The following is a 17,173-nucleotide window of genomic DNA, read 5'->3' as shown; positions in this document are numbered from 1 at the left end:
TCATTCTGTTTAGACGATTCGTCGTCTGATGATGGCATATGCCAGCAGAGAGATTCCGCCCATGAGTAGAAGGCCTGCAAAGCCAATCAAGCTCTCACCGTTGCTACCGGTGTTGGGGAGAGTATTTGAAGAATTTGAGGGGCTGGGGGTCGGTGTTGGTGTTGGTCCTGCAGTCACGGCTACGTTCCACGTGCTGCTACCGGAAGTAGTCATGAGAGTCGGAGAAGTTCCGGTAGAAGTGATAGAACCGATTTTTCCGTTGGAATCGCTGAAATAAATCGAGTCCGAGAAATAGAAGATGCCCCACGAATAGTTTGTAACACTTGAGATGTTGAGCTGCGTCCAAGTAGAAGGATTCGCGTTCCAGCTAGAAAGTGGAGTCTTGTAAATCACGCCATTTCCCTGAAGCTGTCCCAAGTACAAATTGTTTGAGTCACAAGCAAGGGATGTTACGGAAAGCGCATTGAACGAACCGGCGTTCGCAGTATTTTTGGTGAAAGATACGGCTGTTGTCCCATTACTTGTTGCTTTGTAAAGGCCATCTGAATAAACCTCGGCATAGATGTCAGTGCCACAAACAGCAAGGCCTTGGAAGCCGGAACCTGAGATGTTGTCAATCCTGTTTGGGGTTGAACCTGGGGTTTTTGAAACAGCGAAAACTCCATCATTCCAAGTTGAATAAAACAAAAAAGTTGAGTTGGAAACAAGTTGAGAAGCTTCACTTACCCCAGTAGCGATAACTGTCTTGTTCGTTCCATCCAAATTGGTGCGAACAATATCCCAGGATCCAGAGTTGTTGTTGTCGTTGAAGTAAAGGTACGTACCGTCAGTTGCGAGGGCACGGCTAGTGAACGTTGAAGCAGTGTTTCCTGAAATTGGGGAATTGATCAAAGTTTGAGTTATTGGTGATGAAAACACACGATTATCACCGGTTGAAGTGTGGCCTTCATCGGAGACCCAATAAAGAATGTTTTCACCTGTGGCGGAAGCTGAGGTTGCGGCGAATATTGTTCCCATTGCAGAGCTCAGGACTGCAATCAACGCGATGACAAACGTTCGGTTCATAAACTTTGGCTTAAAGAGCAAAACAACAACCTTTCCTAGGTGTTTTTAGAATACAAGCTTTTTTGAATATTCCTCAAAATAGAAAGCTAAAGTAGAAATATGCCATCTCCCGCAAGCGGACTCAAGACCCGTCAAGCGCTCATTGACGTGGCTAAAGGCTTTCTCGGTCGTGGAGAAACTGATGTTTCTATTCAAGAAATAGCCAAGGCTGCGGATGTGTCCGTCGGGTCGGTTTATACCTACTTCAAAGACAAAAACGATCTCTTCGAGATAGCGGCAAACGAAGCACTTCTTCTCAGTTATGGCCCACTTCAAGAAGTTGCGTTGGGTGTCGAAGATCCAGCTCTGGGATTTATTGCAGCATGTCTCTACGCCTGCAAGAGACCTGAGTTTGATCCAGAAACAGCACGAATCATTGTGACGATGGGGCCTGTGGGCTTTGCAAAGTTCACAGAGTATCTTCAAGCACCAACTGCCGCTATCCAAGAAAGCGTCGACAAGGGGGCGGCGAAGATCGACGATGTTGAAGCCTTCGTTATCGCCATCTCTGGCGCCTATCAAAACGTCCTCGCGCACTATTTCGTCGGTACTGCTACTCCTGACCTGGGGGAGCGAGTCTTGTGGTTGTTCGCTAAGGAAATTGGCTACACCCGTGAGCAATATTCAGGCGTTGTGAAATACGTAAATAGCCTGTAACCCTTTTCGTAAAGCTCTACTCGGGGAACATCTGTGCTGGTTTGGGCAGGTAAACTTGTGCCTTATGTCTGACATTTCTGCCGAGCAGGTGCGCCACCTGGCAAACTTGGCTCGTATTGACCTTTCCGACGCGGAAATCGCGACGATGACCACTGAGTTGGGCCAGATCATGGAAGCTGTTGCTTCTGTGCAGGCCGTTGCCACACCTGATGTGCCAGCAACAAGCCACCCCATTCCACTCAAGAACGTCTATCGTCCAGACGTCGTTGCTGATGTGATTCCTACCGAAAAGGCTTTGGCATCTGCTCCTGAACACGATGGTTCACGTTTCAAGGTTTCGGCAATTCTGGGTGAGGAGCAGTAATCATGTCTGACCTCATTCACAAAACCGCTGCTGAGCTGGCAGACATGCTCGCCGCTGGAACCACTACCTCGGTTGAGATTACTCAAGCTCACCTCGACCGCATCGCTGCGGTTGATGGTGACCTCAACGCTTTCCTCCACGTGAACGCTGCAGTGTCACTGGAAGCTGCCAAGCAATCTGATGCTCGTCGTGCTGCTGGTGCTCCACTGAGCCCACTTGACGGTGTTCCCATCGCTATCAAGGATGTTCTCGTTACGACAGATATGCCTTCTACTTCGGGGTCGAAAATCCTTGAAGGCTGGATGTCTCCCTACGACGCCACAGTCGTGACCAAGGTGCGCGAAGCAGGACTTGTTCCACTTGGAAAAACCAACATGGACGAATTTGCCATGGGTTCTTCTACTGAGCACTCGGCTTTCGGTCCTACGCGTAATCCATGGGATCTTGACCGTATTCCTGGTGGTTCTGGTGGTGGATCTGCAGCTGCAGTAGCCGCTTTTGAAGCGCCACTGGCATTGGGTTCTGACACTGGTGGGTCTATCCGTCAGCCTGCTCACATCACTGGAACAGTGGGTGTGAAGCCCACCTACGGTGGTGTTTCCCGCTATGGCGCGATTGCTCTGGCATCGAGCTTTGACCAGATCGGTCCGGTGACCAGGACAGTGATGGACTCTGCACTTTTGCACGACGTGATCAAGGGTCACGATGTGCACGACAGCACCTCACTGAAGGACGAATGGCCATCTTTTGCAGATGCTGTGAAGAATGCAGACGTCAAGGGCCTGAAGATCGGCGTAATCGAGCAGCTTGATGGTGAAGGCTTCCAGCCTGGTGTTCTATCCCGCTTCCACGAAGCTCTGGAACTTCTCAAAGCAAACGGTGCTGAGATTGTGAACGTCTCACTGCCCAGCCTCGCTCACGCTGTGGCTGCCTACTACTTGATTCTTCCTGCAGAAGCATCCAGCAACTTGGCTAAGTTTGACTCTGTTCGTTTTGGTCTGCGCGTTCAGCCAGAAGGTGGCGGAACCGTGGAGCAGGTTATGTCGGCAACCCGTGAAGCTGGTTTCGGTGCTGAAGTGAAGCGCCGCATCATCCTCGGTACTTACGCACTTTCTGCTGGCTACTACGACGCGTATTACGGCTCGGCACAGAAAGTGCGCACTCTTGTGCAGCGTGACTTTGCTGATGCGTTTAGCAAGGTTGATGTTCTTGCATCTCCCACCGCTCCCACTACTGCGTGGAAGCTCGGCGATCAACTGGATGACCCTGTGGCTATGTGGCGTGGAGATATCGCAACCATCCCAGCAAACATGGCTGGTATTCCAGGAATTAGTGTTCCTGCTGGTCTCGCAGACGAGGACGGATTGCCTGTCGGCATCCAGTTCCTCGCACCCGCTCGTGAAGATGCACGTCTCTACAACGTCGGTGGTGCACTCGAAGCTCTGCTGGAGCAGCAGTGGGGTCACACACTTCTGAGCCAAGCACCAGAACTCAAGGGAGGGCAGCGCTAATGGCTAAAGCAAAGCTCATGGATTACGACAAGGCTCTGGAACTCTACGAACCCGTGCTCGGTTTTGAAGTTCACGTGGAACTCTCCACCAAGACCAAGATGTTCTCAGCAGCACCGAACAACTTTGGTTCTGAACCCAACACCAACATCACTCCTACGTGTCTGGGTCTTCCAGGTTCATTGCCTGTGGTCAATGAAGAAGCTGTTCGCTACTCGATCAGCCTGGGTCTTGCCTTGGGCTGCGACATTGCAGAGTCTTCTTCGTTTGCTCGTAAGAACTACTTCTACCCCGACCTGGCCAAGAACTACCAGATCTCTCAGTTTGATGAGCCCATCGCGATCAACGGAAACGTGGAAGTTGAACTGCCTAACGGCCGCATCATTAACGTGGACATTGAGCGCGCTCACATGGAAGAAGATGCGGGAAAGCTCACTCACGTCGGTGGCTCAACCGGTCGTATTCAGGGTGCTGAGTATTCCCTCGTGGATTACAACCGTGCCGGTGTTCCGCTCGTGGAGATCGTGACCCGCATGATTGAGGGCGCCGAACACGATGCCCCTGAACTTGCTAAAGCTTATGTGGCAACCATTCGTGACATTGTTCTGGCACTTGGCATCTCTGACGCCAAGATGGAGCGCGGAAACCTGCGCTGTGATGCCAACGTCTCGCTGCGCCCCCGCGGCTCGGACAAGCTCGGAACGCGCACCGAAACTAAGAACGTGAACTCTTTGCGCTCAGTTGAGCGTGCAGTGCGTTACGAAATCCAGCGCCAGGCCCAGATCTTGGCTGATGGCGGAACCATCATTCAGGAAACCCGTCACTGGCACGAAGACACGGGTGCAACCAGTGCCGGGCGACCCAAGTCCGATGCTGATGACTACCGCTACTTCCCAGAGCCTGATTTGCTACCGGTCGTGCCTGACCCAGCATTGATTGAAGAACTGCGTGCTGCACTTCCGGAGAAGCCTGCAGAGCGTCGTCGTCGCCTCAAGGCAGAGTGGGGCTTCACCGACTTGGAATTCCAAGACGTCGTGAACTCTGGTCTGCTCAGTGAAATCACCGAGACCGTTGCTGCTGGTGCAAGCCCACAGGCAGCACGTAAGTGGTGGACCGGTGAAATTGCTCGTCTGGCCAACGCTGCCGAAGGCGACGCTGGTATTGATATTTCTCCAGCACAGGTTGCTGAACTTCAGCAGCTGGTGGATGAAGGAACACTGACCGACCGTTTGGCTCGCCAGGTTCTTGAGGCTGTCGCCGCAGGCGAAGGCTCACCTCGCGAGATTGTGGAGACTCAGGGTCTAGCTGTAGTCAGCGATGACGGTGCATTGATTGCCGCAATTGATGAAGCTCTTTCCGCTCAGCCGGATGTCCTCGAGAAGATCAAGGACGGCAAGGTTCAGGCAGCAGGTGCTGTAATTGGCGCAGTTATGAAGGCAATGCAGGGCAAAGCAGATGCGGCACGCGTTCGTGAACTCGTGTTAGAACGTGCAGAAGCGCTCTAAACTGTAGCTATGCGCATTCTTGAATTCCTTCTTTCATTTGCTCTGTTGGTAGCTGCTTTTTGGGCATACGCTGCTGCATTCACTCCTGAGTTTGCTGGATACGAGCTCGTCACATTCGGTGCAGGCGTCATCCTCACCGCATTGGCATTCGGACTTCCAGTTCGTCGCTTCCTGAAGGCATAATTACCTCCTCGATACTTCATGTCGACATGGATGCGTTCTTCGCATCCGTGGAGGTACTAGACCGACCAGATGTGGTTGGCAAGCCTGCTGTTGTTGCGCACGATTCTCCGCGCTCGGTTGTCACCAGCGCAACCTATGAAGCACGTGCGTTAGGTATTCGTTCTGCAATGCCGTTGACCCAAGCCAAGCGCTTGGTTCCGAATGTCATCGTGCTCGAGCCCCACTTCGAGAAATATCGTCACTACTCGCGCAAGGTGATGAAGATATTCAACGACTTCACTCCTCTGGTTGAACAGCTCTCCATTGATGAAGCATTCCTCGATGTTTCTGGAGCTCTCAAAATCTTCGGCACGCCCCAAGAGATTGCTTCCCAGATCAAATCCCGGGTGTTTGAAGAAACAGGATTGCCCTGTTCTGTTGGTGTGGCGAGCACCAAGTTTGTGGCGAAGTTGGCATCGACAAAATCTAAGCCCAACGGCCTGCTGGTTATCCCCGAGGAAGACACTCTCGCTTTCTTGCATCCACTGCCTATTGATGCACTCTGGGGTGTGGGAAAGAAGACGGCGGAAGTACTCCACAAGCGCGGCTTACACACCGTGGCAGATGTTGCACATTCACCTGAAGCCAGTCTGATATCTGCTTTGGGTCAAGCCGCCGGTAAGCATTTGTATGAACTCTCGTGGGCTCGTGACCCTCGTCCGGTCAGCACCGAAAAGGTGGATAAAAGCATTGGTAAGGAATACACCTTCACAGAAGATGTGACTGATCCGGACAAGCTCAAGGCCACGCTGTTATTTCAGGCCGACCATGTTGGAGCCCAGCTGCGCAAAGCGCAGCTCGAGGCTCGAACAATCGGCCTCAAGGTAACCTTTTCTGACTTTGAATCGCTGTCACGCAGTCGCACCCTGCCTGAGGCCACGAGCGTGGGTAGAGAGATTTACAAAGTTGTTTGTGAGCTCTTAGATGATCTACGTATTGGCTCCCGCGCCATTCGGTTGATCGGTGTTCGTTCTGCAGGTTTGGTTGAGGCAGGTGGGCAGCAACTCTCGTTATGGGATGACGATGTTGATCCATGGAAGGATGCCGAAATCGTGATGGACCAGGTTGACCATAAGTTTGGTCCCGATACTGTCCGTCCAGCCTCGTTCTTGCGTAAGATTGAACCCACACGGGAGTCCGGTACACCGGGCTGAGAGGGAAGTTTCGTAACTTCCGACCGTCGAACCTGATCTGGATCATGCCAGCGCAGGGAGGCATTCTCAACGAATAATCCCGTGCCCTCGTTTCTACTGAAAGGGGCACGTAAGTGCACGCAACAAAATCTAAGTTCCGCTGGCGCACCGTCGATATCGTCGTAGCGAGTGTCATCGGAGTCGCATCTGGAATTATCTTCTGGGCCTGGGGCCTGGCATATGGTCCACTTTCTGCTGCTCTGGCAGCAACGCCAGGCCTGACCGCCCTGTTGGGCGGTGGCTGGCTCTTTGCTGCCGTTCTCGGCGCACTCATCATTCGCAAACCAGGTGCAGCAATTTATACCGAACTCATTGCGGCAACTGTTTCCGCGTTGATTGGCAGCCAGTGGGGTTTTGGCACGCTCATCTCTGGACTGGTTCAAGGTCTGGGTGCTGAGTTAGTGTTTGCCATCTTCCTCTATGCCAACTGGAACGTGCTCACTGCAGTTCTTGCTGGGGCTGGTGCTGGTGTTGCCATGAGTATCAACGATCTTGTCGTGTGGTACCCAGGAGTTGATGCTGGCTTCCAAGCAACCTATGTGATCTGTGGTGTCATCTCTGGCGCTGTTCTGGGTGGACTTATTCCTTGGTTCATCGTGAAAGCTTTGGCTCGTGCTGGTGCACTGAGCCGTTTCGCTGCGGGGCGCCAGAACTAAGTTGGCAACTCTGTCTGTGCAGGAGTGGGGCTGGCAATACGCAGCCCGCTCCACACCTGCGCTTTCCAACATCTCGTGTGAGATTACTGCCGGGGAGCGAGTGCTCTTATTGGGTGCATCAGGAGTGGGTAAAAGCACACTCCTGCGTGCCGTGGCAGGAGTTTTGGGTGAAGATGAGGGAGCTCAGCACGGCACACTGACCATTGATGCAGTAGTGCCTCATCGTGCGCGTGGAAAAGTCGGACTTGTACTCCAAGACCCGGAGAACCAGGTGATCTTGGAACGCGTGGGAGATGACGTTGCCTTTGGCTGCGAAAACCTCGGTATTGCCAGGGACGAAATATGGGCTCGTGTGAGTAGAGCACTGGAGATTGTCGGCTTAGATATTGACCTCGCTCACTCCACCTCACAGCTTTCTGGTGGACAAAAGCAGCGCTTGGCTCTTGCCGGAGTCTTAGCGATGCAACCAGAGATTATTGCCCTGGATGAACCCACCGCCAATCTGGATCCTGTGGGTGCTCTCTCCTTGAGGAAAGCGCTTGTTTCTGTGACTGACGAAACAGGTGCCACCGTAGTGATGGTCGAACACCGCAGTGATCTGTGGTGGGACTTTGCCACGCGAATCATTGTGTTGGGTTCAGATGGTGTGCTGTGGGATGGGGCACCAGCACTGCTTCCGCCAGAAACAGCTGAGGTCCTGGAAGCCGCAGGTGTGTGGTTACCTGACAAGAAGATTCTCAGTCGGAAACGACAGGATGAACGAGATGCTCACAGTGTTCTGCTGAGTGCTCGTAATCTTCGCACTGGATACCCCGCAGGCCAGTTGGGTCAACCCCTAAACTTCGATGTCCGTGCTGGACAAGTGCTGGCCATCACGGGTCCGAACGGTGTTGGAAAAACGGCTCTCGCTCTCACCTTGGGTGGACTTATTCCTGCCCGCGAGGGTGAACTATCTGCATCGCCAGAGCTCCAAGGAAATCTCCGCACGAACTCGCCCTACGCCTGGCGCTCAACGCAGTTACTCTCCCGTATGGGCAGTGTTTTCCAAGCACCTGAGCAACAGTTCATTGCAGGAACGGTAAGAGACGAGCTCGCAGCTGGTCCACGTGCACTGGGGCTTTCTCGTGAAGAAGTAGATACTCGTGTGGATGAACTGCTGGAACGACTCCACCTGTCTGAGCTTTCACAAGCACATCCCTTCACTCTGTCGGGTGGGCAGCAGCGACGTTTGTCCGTAGGAACCGCGTTGGCAACCATGCCACGGGTTCTTATCTTGGATGAACCCACTTTTGGTCAAGATGCCCGCACTTGGACTGAGATGGTCTCGCTAATTTCTGAACTGCGTGATGGTGGTCATGCCATCGTGGCAATAACTCATGACGAAGATTTTGTCGCTGCAGTTGCAGATTCTGTCCTTGCGCTGGAGGTGGGCCGTGAACAGTATTAGTCCACTTGCCAAACTCTGTGCAGCAGGAATTCTCGGCATTGTGTTGTTGCTCTCACTCGATCCTGTTTCTGCACTCGTTGCGCTGGGTTTCGAGCTGGCATTGCTGCCGTGGGCAGGTGTGCCCGCACGAAAACTTCTCCGAATTCTTACCCCACTACTGATTGCTGCACCATTTGCTGGGCTGGCAACTCTGCTTTATGGGCGCGATGGGGGAGACGTAATACTTTCTCTGGGGCCATGGCAGATCACGTCAGGGGAAGTGAGTTTGGCATTGGCGATCACACTGCGCGTGATTGCCGTCGCACTTCCTGCAGTCGTGCTCTTTGCAACCACCGACCCTACGGACTTAGCAGACGCGCTTGCCCAATTATGGAAGCTTCCAGCTCGCTTTGTGATTGGGGCACTTGCCGCAATTCGAATGCTTGGTTTGATGAGACAGGACTGGCAGATGTTGCGGCTGGCGCGCAGGGCTCGAGGAGTTGCCGATGGTGGTGGTCCATGGGGCAGCCTCAAGAGATTAGGTAATCAAGCATTGGCGTTACTCACCATCGCTATCCGCAGAGGAAGCTTGCTGGCTATCGCGATGGAAGCACGTGCGTTTGATGCTCCGATCCAGCGCAGTTGGGCACGCCAAGCCCAGTTCACAGCTCGGGACTACGTATTTGTTCTTGGTGCCACATTGATCTCAGCCATTGCTGTCATGATGGCTCTTATGACAGGAGCGTGGAACTTTGTTATCGCCTGATTTTTCACACATCACAGCACATATCCACGAGCGTGCACTTGCCTATGACGAGGCAGTGAAACACACACGGCATGCACCTGCGCCGACGTTTCTCATTGATGGCCCCAGTGGCTCAGGCAAAACAACTCTTGCATTAGAGATTCAAACCCACTGGAATTCTGCCGTGAAACTGCAGGTGGTCCACATGGATAGCCTCTATCCCGGATGGGAAGGCCTGGCTCAAGGTTCAGCAACTGCTGCCGCCATGCTTGCGGAGCGTGCAGAAGGCAAAGACACACACTGGCAGCGCTATGACTGGAATGCTGAAGCATTCCAAGAGTGGCACTCGGTCGATGCGCGTGAGCCTCTGCTGATTGAAGGGTGTGGTTCGCTGTTTTCTGGCTCAGAAAACCTGTCTCAGGTGCGCATATGGCTGGATGCAGAAACTGAACTGCGCAAAAACAGGGCTTTGTCACGGCAGGGTGAGAACTTTGCTGAGCACTGGAATCAGTGGGATGCCCAATATGTGAACTTTGTTGATGTTCACAACCCACGCACCCTTGCGACGCTAGAAGTGTTCGCAAGCGAGTAGCCTAGAAGTATGACTACACCAGATCACACCGACGTCTACTTCACCGCCGAGTTCATTGACGGTCCTCTTGCAGGAACCGCAGAAGAGCGCGTCCTCGTTCGTGGTACCCACGACGAGAAGCTCAGCGAGGTTGCCCTCGTCGACGGTATTGAGTCCATCTTCCGTTACTTCGCTGTTGAAACCCGCGAAGTTGCAGGCAAGCTTCACGTTCGTTACTCATTCAACGAGCCCGCAAGCGACACCTTCACCTCTGAAGACGAGAACGAGTAGTCGTTACCCAAGACACATATGAAAGCCCGGAGCATGAGCTCCGGGCTTTCGTCATGAACGCGAGCGTGGTTACTCGGTGACTTCTTCTGAAGTAGCCAAAGCAGATGCGATCTGCTGAATTTCTTCCGATTGTTTTGCGGAGTTTCTGCTCAATAAGAGGAAAACTAATGCAATAACGGCAACGACAATTCCCACCAGAATGAACTGTGTCAATGCAGCAAAAGTAATAACTGCCGTAAGCAGAATCACTAGAGCAATCGCATTGAATGTGCGGGCCCTGGACAGCTTCTGCTGTGAATTCTTGTCATACTGCTCAGCAAGCAATGCGAGGCCTGCATTTGCTTCTGGCTCTGCTGGAGTTTCCTCCACGCTCTCAATTTCTTCATCAAAAGAGCCCAGAGATGAATCACGAAGAATCTTGACGAATCGATCCGTAATTGGCGTTGCAACGTCAACGGGCTCAAGGACGTAGTTGGGGTCTGAGCGGAACTCGTTACGAGCCTTGAAGCCTTCGAGAAGCTGGTCTAAGCGCTTATCGTCGCCAAGAGTTTCATCTCGCATGTGTGCCACTGTGATGCCCCCAAAATAAACAAAAACCACTCTAATTATATAGGGGAAAACACCTGTAACTTAGGGGATAAACAAACCTCTAGGCAACTGGAGTGAAATTATGTCATCCTACTTTCACGAGGCCTATGAAGCGCATATAGGCACTATTGAAATAACACGACTGTGCCAAGATTTCACCAGCCATTCCCTGAATATCTAGGGTTGTTCCGTTTTGAGGGGCATCTCTGCTGTCCACTATTTCGTAGAGTCCATCAAGCCCACCTCCTGTGAGTTCCAATCGAGATCCGATGGGAAGATTCAATATTGCGGCTCCGCCACAGTTATTGTGTTCTGCAATTGTTGGCTGTATTCCATTGGATTCATATCTGGTCAAGATAATCCAGCCAATACATGCATCAATCTCGGGCTGATCACCATAACCGGCTATGTTGAGTGTGAGGAGCTGTGGAGTGACGTTCTGTAACTGATCTGCTGCTGGAGGTGCAGGCTCGGGTAGTGGTTCTTGTGGCTCCGTCGCCGTGACCGGTGGAACAGGTTCAAGCGTGACACGTGGTGTTGGAGCAGAGGAGTTTCTTGAGCTCAACGGTGCTGTTGACACCTGTGGGTTGGGAGAAATATCCACCCGGGTCTGAGCACTGCAGCCAGTCATCAGCGCAGTAGAGATAACTGCGACAGCAATTCGTCTATACATGTGCTTCCCCTTTCTGGCGCTTCTTCCAGGGAACGATTTCAGCATAGACCTGCAGACTTAACGAAGTTTGGCTCCGCTGATAAGCGGAGCCAAACTTTCTTGGGGTGAGTAACGGGTATCGATCCCGCGACCTCCTGAACCACAATCAGGCGCTCTACCAACTGAGCTATACCCACCATGTTGTTCTTCCGACGAATCGGCAACTCAATAATCTTACACGTTCTGCACGGTGGCAAAAACTGTAAGTGGAAAGTGCTTAGGAGTGCTTGGAAACAATCTCTGCAGAGATCTTGGCAGCTTCTTCGCTATTGGGGCCAGGCGCGTTAACAAGCAAAGCGTGGCGGTAGTAGTCAAGCTCACGAATCGACTCTTGAATATCGGCAAGAGCGCGGTGACCGCCGTCTTTGCTGGGGGAGTTGAAGTAGACCCGGGGGTACCAGCGACGTGAGAGTTCTTTCAGAGAAGAGACGTCGATGTTTCGGTAGTGCAGACGGGCATCTACCTCTGGCATATAGCGAACAATGAATGCGCGGTCGGTGCCGATGGAGTTCCCACACATTGGCGGCTTCTGGCCTTCAGGAACATGTTCGTTGATATAGGCAAGCACCTGGACTTGGGCTTCTGCAAGTGTGACACCCTGTGGAATCTCGTCGATCAGCCCAGAGGTGGTGTGCATGTTGGTGACGAACTCACCCATGTTCTCCAGGGCTGCTGGGCTGGGGTTGATCACGATATCGAAACCCTCATGAACGGCGTTGAGCTCAGAGTCAGTGATGATCACTGCGACTTCAACAAGTTCGTCAACATCGAGGTTGAGTCCGGTCATTTCGCAGTCGATCCAGACCATGTACTCATTCGGTGTTCCCATGCCTCAATTCTAGGCGTGCCCACAGACAAAGATTCCCTGGCCACAGGTGGCCAGGGAATCTTTGGTAGTGCAGAAAAGTTCTACTTCAGAATGCGAATGAGCTTACGGTTGACGAACTCTTCGATTCCGAAGCGTCCAAGTTCGCGACCGAAACCGGAGCGCTTGATGCCACCGAAAGGAAGCTCGGGGCTGTCCAGGCCAACGCCGTTGACGTAAACCATTCCGGCTTCGATCTGGTCAGCAACCCGCAGGACCTGGTCCTTGTCGGTGGAGAACAGGTAGGAGCCTAGGCCGAAAGGAGTGTCGTTTGCAAGCTCAATTGCGGCTGCCTCATCCTTGACCGAGTACACAATGGCAACAGGACCGAAGAACTCTTCGTGGTGAGCATCCATACCTGGCTTGACGTCAGTGAGGACGACACCAGAGAAGTAGGTTCCACTGCGCTCTCCGCGAGCGTGCAGGGTTGCACCTTGCTTCACAGCACGAGAAATCTGCTCTTCGAGGCCGTCTGCAGCACCTGCTGAAGAGAGAGGGCCGAGGTAGGTTCCTTCATCCATGGGGTTTGAAGGAGTCATCTCAAGCATCTTGGCGGTGAACTTCTCCAAGAACTCCTCGTAGAGGCTTTCGATAACGACAAAACGCTTGGCAGCGTTGCATGCCTGAGCGTTGTTGTCGTTACGGCCAGCAATAGCTGCCTCCACGGTGGCATCCATGTCATTGGTGCTCAGCAGAATGAAGGGGTCAGAACCACCCAATTCGAGTACAACCTTCTTGAGGTAGCGACCTGCAGTCTCAGCCACAGCTGCACCAGCACGTTCAGAACCAGTCAAAGAAACACCCTGAACACGATCGTCAGCAATGACGCCTTCGATCTGCTTCGAGTCTGCGTAGAGGTTTTGGTAAGCACCCGCAGGGAAGCCTGCATCGTTGAACATCTGCTCCATTGCTGCAGCAGATTCAGGGCACTGAGAGGCGTGCTTGAGCAAGATGGTGTTACCCAGAACCAGGTTAGGGCCGGCAAAGCGAGCTACCTGGTAGTAAGGGAAGTTCCATGGCATGATTCCCAGCAACACACCCAAGGAGGAGCGACGAATAAAGGCTTCGCCTTCACCTTCGAACTCGGGGATTGCTTCATCTGCAAGGAACTTCTCGCCGTTGGTGGCGTAGAAAGAGTAGATGTCAGCGGTAAAGTCAACCTCGCCCAGAGCCTGCTCATATGGCTTACCCATTTCACGCACAATGATCTCTGCGAGCTTTTCACGACGGTCACGGTGAAGCTGTGCAACCTTCTCAATCAGCTCAGCACGCTGGGCGACCGTGGTGGTCTTTGACCAGCCTTGGTGAGTCTTGTGAGCAGCATCAATAGCTGCAGAAATTTGCGCATCGGTGTTCTGGGCGTATGGCGCTCCAGATTCTCCGGTTGCAGGGTTAGTAACGACGTACTTACTCATATCCACTCCTATGTGGCACTAGATGGTGATGCTTCGATACTAACTGTTTGGTTCCAAATAGTTCTAGGGAATAGAGCCGTTTTACTTCGCGGCGAGCCTGTTAAAAAGATGGTGGTTTTCAATGCGATATTCCAGCCAAAATACAATCAAAATAGCGGGCGTCAAAATATCCGTAATAGCAAAGACAGGAAATTCAACAAGATACGACATGTAGGCATTTCCGGTACTGATCCACAGCTCAAGGTGATTGACCAGGATCATGATTGGCCATGACAATGCGATGAAAGGAAGTGCATGGATTGCAGGCTTCTTGCCCGAGGCAAGCAAGCTAAAAACAATCACTGGTCCCAACGCGATAGAGAGCCACGCGATAGTACTCAAGAGCAAAATAACGAGACGAACACTGTTGTCAATCAGGGCAGGGTCAAAGATAAAAAAGGAAGGGAAGGTTGCCACGATGAGCAAAAACACGGCACTGATGAAAACACCAAAGCTGGCTATTTTGTAACGCAGCATCTTCAATGAAATTTCATTATCTGCGAGCTGATCTGTGATTTTCATAATGACCTCGAATTAGGGGAGATTACAGACAATAACAAAACGTCGACCGCCAACGTTGTACCACTCGTAGACTCCAGCGCCGGTTTGGCCTGGCACGTAGCAGGTACCCCCAATGGGAGGAGTTAGTACTTGCTGTGGCTCGACGTAGATTGCTCCTTGAGTGGAGTTGCCAATCAAGACATAGCCAAGCTGAATCACAATTCCGTTAGCTGGCCATGTCGTCGTCAAGTTTCCAGAATTACCCAGATAAACAGGACTACCCGCAGTCATTCCTGACGTGTTGTAGTTGTGAACCACTCCATAAGTGGTGACGTAACCCTGGCCAAGATTGGCGATATTTTGTGTTGCAATGCCCATCACTGCTGTGGCTCCAGCAGCGGTAGAGCTATCGGCAACCGAAACACTCATGTGGTCGTTTGCGCCCGTGATGCGAACTACTTTTCCGTCGTTGATTTGTGATCCACTGATGTTTTCAACCAGCTGGGCATTCTCCTGTCCTAGCTGAAAAGTAATACCCGCGTTCTTGCCTTGTAAGTTCAACGTTCCATCTGCATCGTTCCAGACAAGGCGTCCGGGGGCATCAGTTGCTGAAGAAGCGGTGTTGAACTGGAGGTAATCCAGATTTCCTAAGTGGCTAAATGCATCAAGATCAATGGAAAGACTTTGAGAGCCAGAGCTGTAAATCAGCGGCGCTGTCGCACTAATCAGGCCGGTTGGCCCCATCGGTCCGGTAGCGCCCTGGAGCGCAAGAGGCACCCAATATGTGGAGATAACACTGGGAGCCTCACCAGCGGGAGTATTCGTCACAGCGAACCAGGAAGAGCTGTTGTAGGAGACAGCATCATTGGCAACATATGAAGTGCCCGAATTCCAGACACCCAACCAGTTCAAGCCAGAGGCTCCGGTTGCGCCTGTAGCTCCGGTGGCACCTGTTGCTCCTGTTGGCCCGGCTGGTCCCGTTTCTCCTTGAGGGCCAGTAGCCCCTGTAGCTCCGGTGGCCCCTGTTTCTCCCGTTGCGCCGGTAGAACCAGGGGCTCCGGTAGCGCCCGTTGATCCGGTAGCACCTGTTGCGCCAGGTTCTCCAGCAGGTCCTTGTGTCCCATTTGTGCCCGAAGTTCCGGCAGGTCCCTGAATTCCTTGTTGCCCCATGGGGCCAGAGATGACATTCGCTGAAGGGGTTGTTCCGAGGAATGAACCTAGCACTGTCATCACAGAGGAGAGCGCGAGCAGGACGAGGGAAGTTCCGATAACGATCTTGAATAACTTCGACATGTCGCCCTCCCTCGAGTTTGTGTCTAAAACCTGAGTCTAGACGAACCTGCGGTGGAGACTATTGGTCCCCCCGGCAGGAATCGAACCTGCGACCAAGAGATTAGAAGGCTCTTGCTCTATCCACTGAGCTACGGAGGGCTAAGACTCAAGTTTACTGGTCAAAAAACACTGCCACTTTCTCTTCACTAGGGTTGAACACATGGATAACGAAACGCTGGAAGTAATGGGCAAGATCACACACACGTATCTGTATGTCCTCCATGATGGCGAAGTAGTTCATCGCAACACGGCAGCAAAGATGGTTGCTGAAGAACTCGGCATCATTGACGACTCGTCCTCTTCTGAACTTGTGGAGCGTGCTCAGGCGAAGCTCATCCCATTCCTGGATGTATTGCTGGAATCAGGTTTCTTGCTTTCGCGTCCACAAAAAACTGTGATGATTTCACCTAAAGGTCTCGAAGCCCTTATTAACCATGAGGGGACTTTTCCTCACAGCTTTCTGGAGAGTTCAATTCCTCAGGTGCTGGAGATTCAGCTTTAGTTCTTCTTATGAACTACTGGCAATGATGCAGTGGAAGTTGCGAGGTCAAGGTCGATGACCTTGCCACCTCGCGCAGTCTGTGCCAGCACGATTCCTGCGGTGACGATCAGTGCACCCAGAATCTGAATGAAGCTCAAGGACTCGCCCAGCCACAGCCATGCCACGATGAAAGCGAAGATGACTTCAGAGGAAGCGATAATTCCGGCAGAGGTTGCGCTCAACAGACTCAGTGACTTGAACGAGAGATAGAACGCAATAAAAGAGCCCATGGTGATGGTCCATAAGAAAGGCATCCACAGCGGCACAAACACGGCAGCTAGTGAGCCACTCAACGAGATGCTGTGGCTAAAGACTGAATAGTCCATGTTCTGCCAGCCGCTGAAGAATGCCCAGAACAGGGAAGCAAACAACATAGACCAGAAGGTCATTGCCAACACATTCATTCCTTTGAGCGCTTGCTCACCAATGAGAAAGTAAATCGTGTAGGAGACTGCGGCAATGAGGGCAAAGATCATGCCGACTGGATCCACGCTGCTGTTCCACATCTCAGCGACGACACCGAGGCCGATCAGCACCAGAACAATGGCAACCCACAATCGTGCACGAACCTGTTCCTTGAATACGAAACGGGCAATGACAGCAACTGCAAGCACGGCAAGGTATTCAAACAGCAGGGCAATTCCTACGGGGATGCGCTCAATGGCGAGGGCATAGAACCACTGCAACATGGCCACGCCAAAAACACCTAGTGCTGCCATGGCAAGAAGGCGCTTGAAACTGATTTTGAAGGCTGAGCGATCTGTGAAGAGCAGTACCAAGCCAGCAATAACCATGGTTGCTGTGGCGCGGAAAAAGGTCATCTGGGCGGCTGTGACACCTTCAGAGAGCACGAGTTTGACCACGCTTCCGTTTGAACCAAACAAGAGCGCGGCAAGGAAGCCAATGATGTAACCCATATCGTTTCTAATCTAACGAGT

20 protein-coding genes, 2 tRNA genes and 1 riboswitch are annotated in these 17,173 nt (G+C 52.4%); of the genes, 12 read left to right on the top strand and 10 right to left on the bottom strand.

Going from position 1 to position 17,173, the window contains the following annotated elements:
- Nucleotides 1-9: 9 nt before the first annotated feature.
- Entirely contained in the window at nucleotides 10-1,065 is a 1,056-nt protein-coding gene (locus tag M2120_RS02960) for an LPXTG cell wall anchor domain-containing protein (RefSeq protein WP_280797230.1), read from the bottom strand.
- Between the two features lie 99 nt (nucleotides 1,066-1,164).
- On the opposite strand from M2120_RS02960, the gene M2120_RS02955 reads away from it, so the two are divergent.
- The 11 genes from M2120_RS02955 to M2120_RS02905 all read left to right on the top strand — a co-directional run bounded on the left by M2120_RS02955 (nucleotide 1,165) and on the right by M2120_RS02905 (nucleotide 10,242).
- On the top strand, nucleotides 1,165-1,761 hold the full coding sequence (locus tag M2120_RS02955; RefSeq protein ID WP_280797229.1) for a TetR/AcrR family transcriptional regulator: 597 nt from the start codon (nucleotides 1,165-1,167) through the stop codon (nucleotides 1,759-1,761).
- A gap of 64 nt (nucleotides 1,762-1,825) precedes the next feature.
- Nucleotides 1,826-2,125 (top strand): Asp-tRNA(Asn)/Glu-tRNA(Gln) amidotransferase subunit GatC, encoded by a 300-nt coding sequence (gene gatC / locus M2120_RS02950; protein WP_114128801.1) that lies wholly within the window; start codon nucleotides 1,826-1,828, stop codon nucleotides 2,123-2,125.
- Between the two features lie 2 nt (nucleotides 2,126-2,127).
- Nucleotides 2,128-3,636 (top strand): Asp-tRNA(Asn)/Glu-tRNA(Gln) amidotransferase subunit GatA, encoded by a 1,509-nt coding sequence (gene gatA, locus M2120_RS02945; protein WP_280797228.1) that lies wholly within the window; start codon nucleotides 2,128-2,130, stop codon nucleotides 3,634-3,636.
- On the top strand, nucleotides 3,636-5,138 hold the full coding sequence (gene gatB / locus M2120_RS02940; RefSeq protein WP_280797227.1) for an Asp-tRNA(Asn)/Glu-tRNA(Gln) amidotransferase subunit GatB: 1,503 nt from the start codon (nucleotides 3,636-3,638) through the stop codon (nucleotides 5,136-5,138). Before gatA ends, gatB begins: the two co-directional genes overlap by 1 nt.
- A gap of 9 nt (nucleotides 5,139-5,147) precedes the next feature.
- A complete protein-coding gene (locus tag M2120_RS02935; protein WP_280797226.1) occupies nucleotides 5,148-5,321 on the top strand; it encodes a hypothetical protein in 174 nt (57 codons plus the stop codon).
- A complete protein-coding gene (gene dinB, locus M2120_RS02930) occupies nucleotides 5,252-6,514 on the top strand; it encodes a DNA polymerase IV (protein WP_348519945.1) in 1,263 nt (420 codons plus the stop codon). The genes M2120_RS02935 and dinB overlap by 70 nt, the downstream gene beginning before the upstream one ends.
- Nucleotides 6,480-6,588: riboswitch (TPP riboswitch) on the top strand. (Overlaps the previous gene by 35 nt.)
- Before the next feature lie 39 nt (nucleotides 6,589-6,627).
- On the top strand, nucleotides 6,628-7,209 hold the full coding sequence (locus M2120_RS02925) for an ECF transporter S component (protein ID WP_280797225.1): 582 nt from the start codon (nucleotides 6,628-6,630) through the stop codon (nucleotides 7,207-7,209).
- 1 nt (nucleotide 7,210) lies between these two features.
- Nucleotides 7,211-8,656 carry an ABC transporter ATP-binding protein gene (locus tag M2120_RS02920; RefSeq protein ID WP_280797224.1) on the top strand — a complete coding sequence of 482 codons (1,446 nt, stop codon included), beginning with the start codon at nucleotides 7,211-7,213 and terminating at the stop codon, nucleotides 8,654-8,656.
- Complete coding sequence (locus M2120_RS02915; protein ID WP_280797223.1) at nucleotides 8,643-9,401, top strand: energy-coupling factor transporter transmembrane component T family protein; 759 nt, start codon at nucleotides 8,643-8,645, stop codon at nucleotides 9,399-9,401. Before M2120_RS02920 ends, M2120_RS02915 begins: the two co-directional genes overlap by 14 nt.
- Nucleotides 9,388-9,972 (top strand): AAA family ATPase, encoded by a 585-nt coding sequence (locus tag M2120_RS02910; protein ID WP_280797222.1) that lies wholly within the window; start codon nucleotides 9,388-9,390, stop codon nucleotides 9,970-9,972. Before M2120_RS02915 ends, M2120_RS02910 begins: the two co-directional genes overlap by 14 nt.
- A gap of 9 nt (nucleotides 9,973-9,981) precedes the next feature.
- Nucleotides 9,982-10,242, top strand: coding sequence for a hypothetical protein (locus tag M2120_RS02905; protein WP_280797221.1), 261 nt, complete (start codon nucleotides 9,982-9,984; stop codon nucleotides 10,240-10,242).
- 69 nt (nucleotides 10,243-10,311) lie between these two features.
- Here M2120_RS02905 and M2120_RS02900 read toward each other — a convergent pair whose 3' ends face one another.
- The 8 genes from M2120_RS02900 to M2120_RS02865 all read right to left on the bottom strand — a co-directional run bounded on the left by M2120_RS02900 (nucleotide 10,312) and on the right by M2120_RS02865 (nucleotide 15,793).
- The gene (locus tag M2120_RS02900; RefSeq protein ID WP_280797220.1) at nucleotides 10,312-10,803 is read right to left on the bottom strand and encodes a hypothetical protein; all 492 of its coding nucleotides are present in this window, start codon (nucleotides 10,801-10,803) and stop codon (nucleotides 10,312-10,314) included.
- Between the two features lie 112 nt (nucleotides 10,804-10,915).
- Nucleotides 10,916-11,503: a hypothetical protein gene (locus M2120_RS02895; RefSeq protein ID WP_280797219.1), complete on the bottom strand. Its 588-nt coding sequence runs from the start codon at nucleotides 11,501-11,503 to the stop codon at nucleotides 10,916-10,918.
- A gap of 100 nt (nucleotides 11,504-11,603) precedes the next feature.
- Nucleotides 11,604-11,679 (bottom strand) — tRNA-His (locus M2120_RS02890).
- Between the two features lie 80 nt (nucleotides 11,680-11,759).
- A complete protein-coding gene (gene orn / locus M2120_RS02885) occupies nucleotides 11,760-12,371 on the bottom strand; it encodes an oligoribonuclease (protein ID WP_280797218.1) in 612 nt (203 codons plus the stop codon).
- Nucleotides 12,372-12,451: 80 nt separating this feature from the next.
- Nucleotides 12,452-13,822 (bottom strand): NAD-dependent succinate-semialdehyde dehydrogenase, encoded by a 1,371-nt coding sequence (locus M2120_RS02880; RefSeq protein ID WP_280797217.1) that lies wholly within the window; start codon nucleotides 13,820-13,822, stop codon nucleotides 12,452-12,454.
- 81 nt (nucleotides 13,823-13,903) lie between these two features.
- Nucleotides 13,904-14,383 (bottom strand): hypothetical protein, encoded by a 480-nt coding sequence (locus M2120_RS02875; protein WP_280797216.1) that lies wholly within the window; start codon nucleotides 14,381-14,383, stop codon nucleotides 13,904-13,906.
- 12 nt (nucleotides 14,384-14,395) lie between these two features.
- Complete coding sequence (locus M2120_RS02870; protein ID WP_280797215.1) at nucleotides 14,396-15,655, bottom strand: collagen-like triple helix repeat-containing protein; 1,260 nt, start codon at nucleotides 15,653-15,655, stop codon at nucleotides 14,396-14,398.
- Between the two features lie 62 nt (nucleotides 15,656-15,717).
- Nucleotides 15,718-15,793 (bottom strand) — tRNA-Arg (locus M2120_RS02865).
- 61 nt (nucleotides 15,794-15,854) lie between these two features.
- On the opposite strand from M2120_RS02865, the gene M2120_RS02860 reads away from it, so the two are divergent.
- Nucleotides 15,855-16,196 (top strand): hypothetical protein, encoded by a 342-nt coding sequence (locus tag M2120_RS02860; protein ID WP_280797214.1) that lies wholly within the window; start codon nucleotides 15,855-15,857, stop codon nucleotides 16,194-16,196.
- On the opposite strand, the gene M2120_RS02855 is transcribed toward M2120_RS02860, so the two are convergent.
- On the bottom strand, nucleotides 16,193-17,152 hold the full coding sequence (locus M2120_RS02855; protein ID WP_280797213.1) for an EamA family transporter: 960 nt from the start codon (nucleotides 17,150-17,152) through the stop codon (nucleotides 16,193-16,195). The genes M2120_RS02860 and M2120_RS02855 overlap by 4 nt on opposite strands.
- Nucleotides 17,153-17,173 lie beyond the last annotated feature (21 nt).

Origin of the sequence: Aurantimicrobium minutum, assembly GCF_029893825.1 — a bacterium.
GTDB lineage: Bacteria > Actinomycetota > Actinomycetes > Actinomycetales > Microbacteriaceae > Aurantimicrobium > Aurantimicrobium minutum_C.
The sequence above is the reverse complement of the archived record's forward strand: the minus strand, read 5'-3'. Positions and strand labels throughout refer to the sequence as shown.

Bases quoted from the DNA above. Each gene is read 5' to 3' on its own strand.
- M2120_RS02875 (WP_280797216.1), bottom strand. From the start codon at position 14,383: ATGAAAATCACAGATCAGCTCGCAGATAATGAAATTTCATTGAAGATG.
- M2120_RS02960 (WP_280797230.1), bottom strand. From the start codon at position 1,065: ATGAACCGAACGTTTGTCATCGCGTTGATTGCAGTCCTGAGCTCTGCA.
- M2120_RS02895 (WP_280797219.1), bottom strand. From the start codon at position 11,503: ATGTATAGACGAATTGCTGTCGCAGTTATCTCTACTGCGCTGATGACT.
- M2120_RS02870 (WP_280797215.1), bottom strand. From the start codon at position 15,655: ATGTCGAAGTTATTCAAGATCGTTATCGGAACTTCCCTCGTCCTGCTC.
- gatB (WP_280797227.1), top strand. From the start codon at position 3,636: ATGGCTAAAGCAAAGCTCATGGATTACGACAAGGCTCTGGAACTCTAC.
- M2120_RS02955 (WP_280797229.1), top strand. From the start codon at position 1,165: ATGCCATCTCCCGCAAGCGGACTCAAGACCCGTCAAGCGCTCATTGAC.
- M2120_RS02880 (WP_280797217.1), bottom strand. From the start codon at position 13,822: ATGAGTAAGTACGTCGTTACTAACCCTGCAACCGGAGAATCTGGAGCG.
- gatC (WP_114128801.1), top strand. From the start codon at position 1,826: ATGTCTGACATTTCTGCCGAGCAGGTGCGCCACCTGGCAAACTTGGCT.
- gatA (WP_280797228.1), top strand. From the start codon at position 2,128: ATGTCTGACCTCATTCACAAAACCGCTGCTGAGCTGGCAGACATGCTC.
- M2120_RS02905 (WP_280797221.1), top strand. From the start codon at position 9,982: ATGACTACACCAGATCACACCGACGTCTACTTCACCGCCGAGTTCATT.
- M2120_RS02900 (WP_280797220.1), bottom strand. From the start codon at position 10,803: ATGCGAGATGAAACTCTTGGCGACGATAAGCGCTTAGACCAGCTTCTC.
- orn (WP_280797218.1), bottom strand. From the start codon at position 12,371: ATGGGAACACCGAATGAGTACATGGTCTGGATCGACTGCGAAATGACC.
- M2120_RS02860 (WP_280797214.1), top strand. From the start codon at position 15,855: ATGGATAACGAAACGCTGGAAGTAATGGGCAAGATCACACACACGTAT.
- M2120_RS02855 (WP_280797213.1), bottom strand. From the start codon at position 17,152: ATGGGTTACATCATTGGCTTCCTTGCCGCGCTCTTGTTTGGTTCAAAC.
- M2120_RS02935 (WP_280797226.1), top strand. From the start codon at position 5,148: ATGCGCATTCTTGAATTCCTTCTTTCATTTGCTCTGTTGGTAGCTGCT.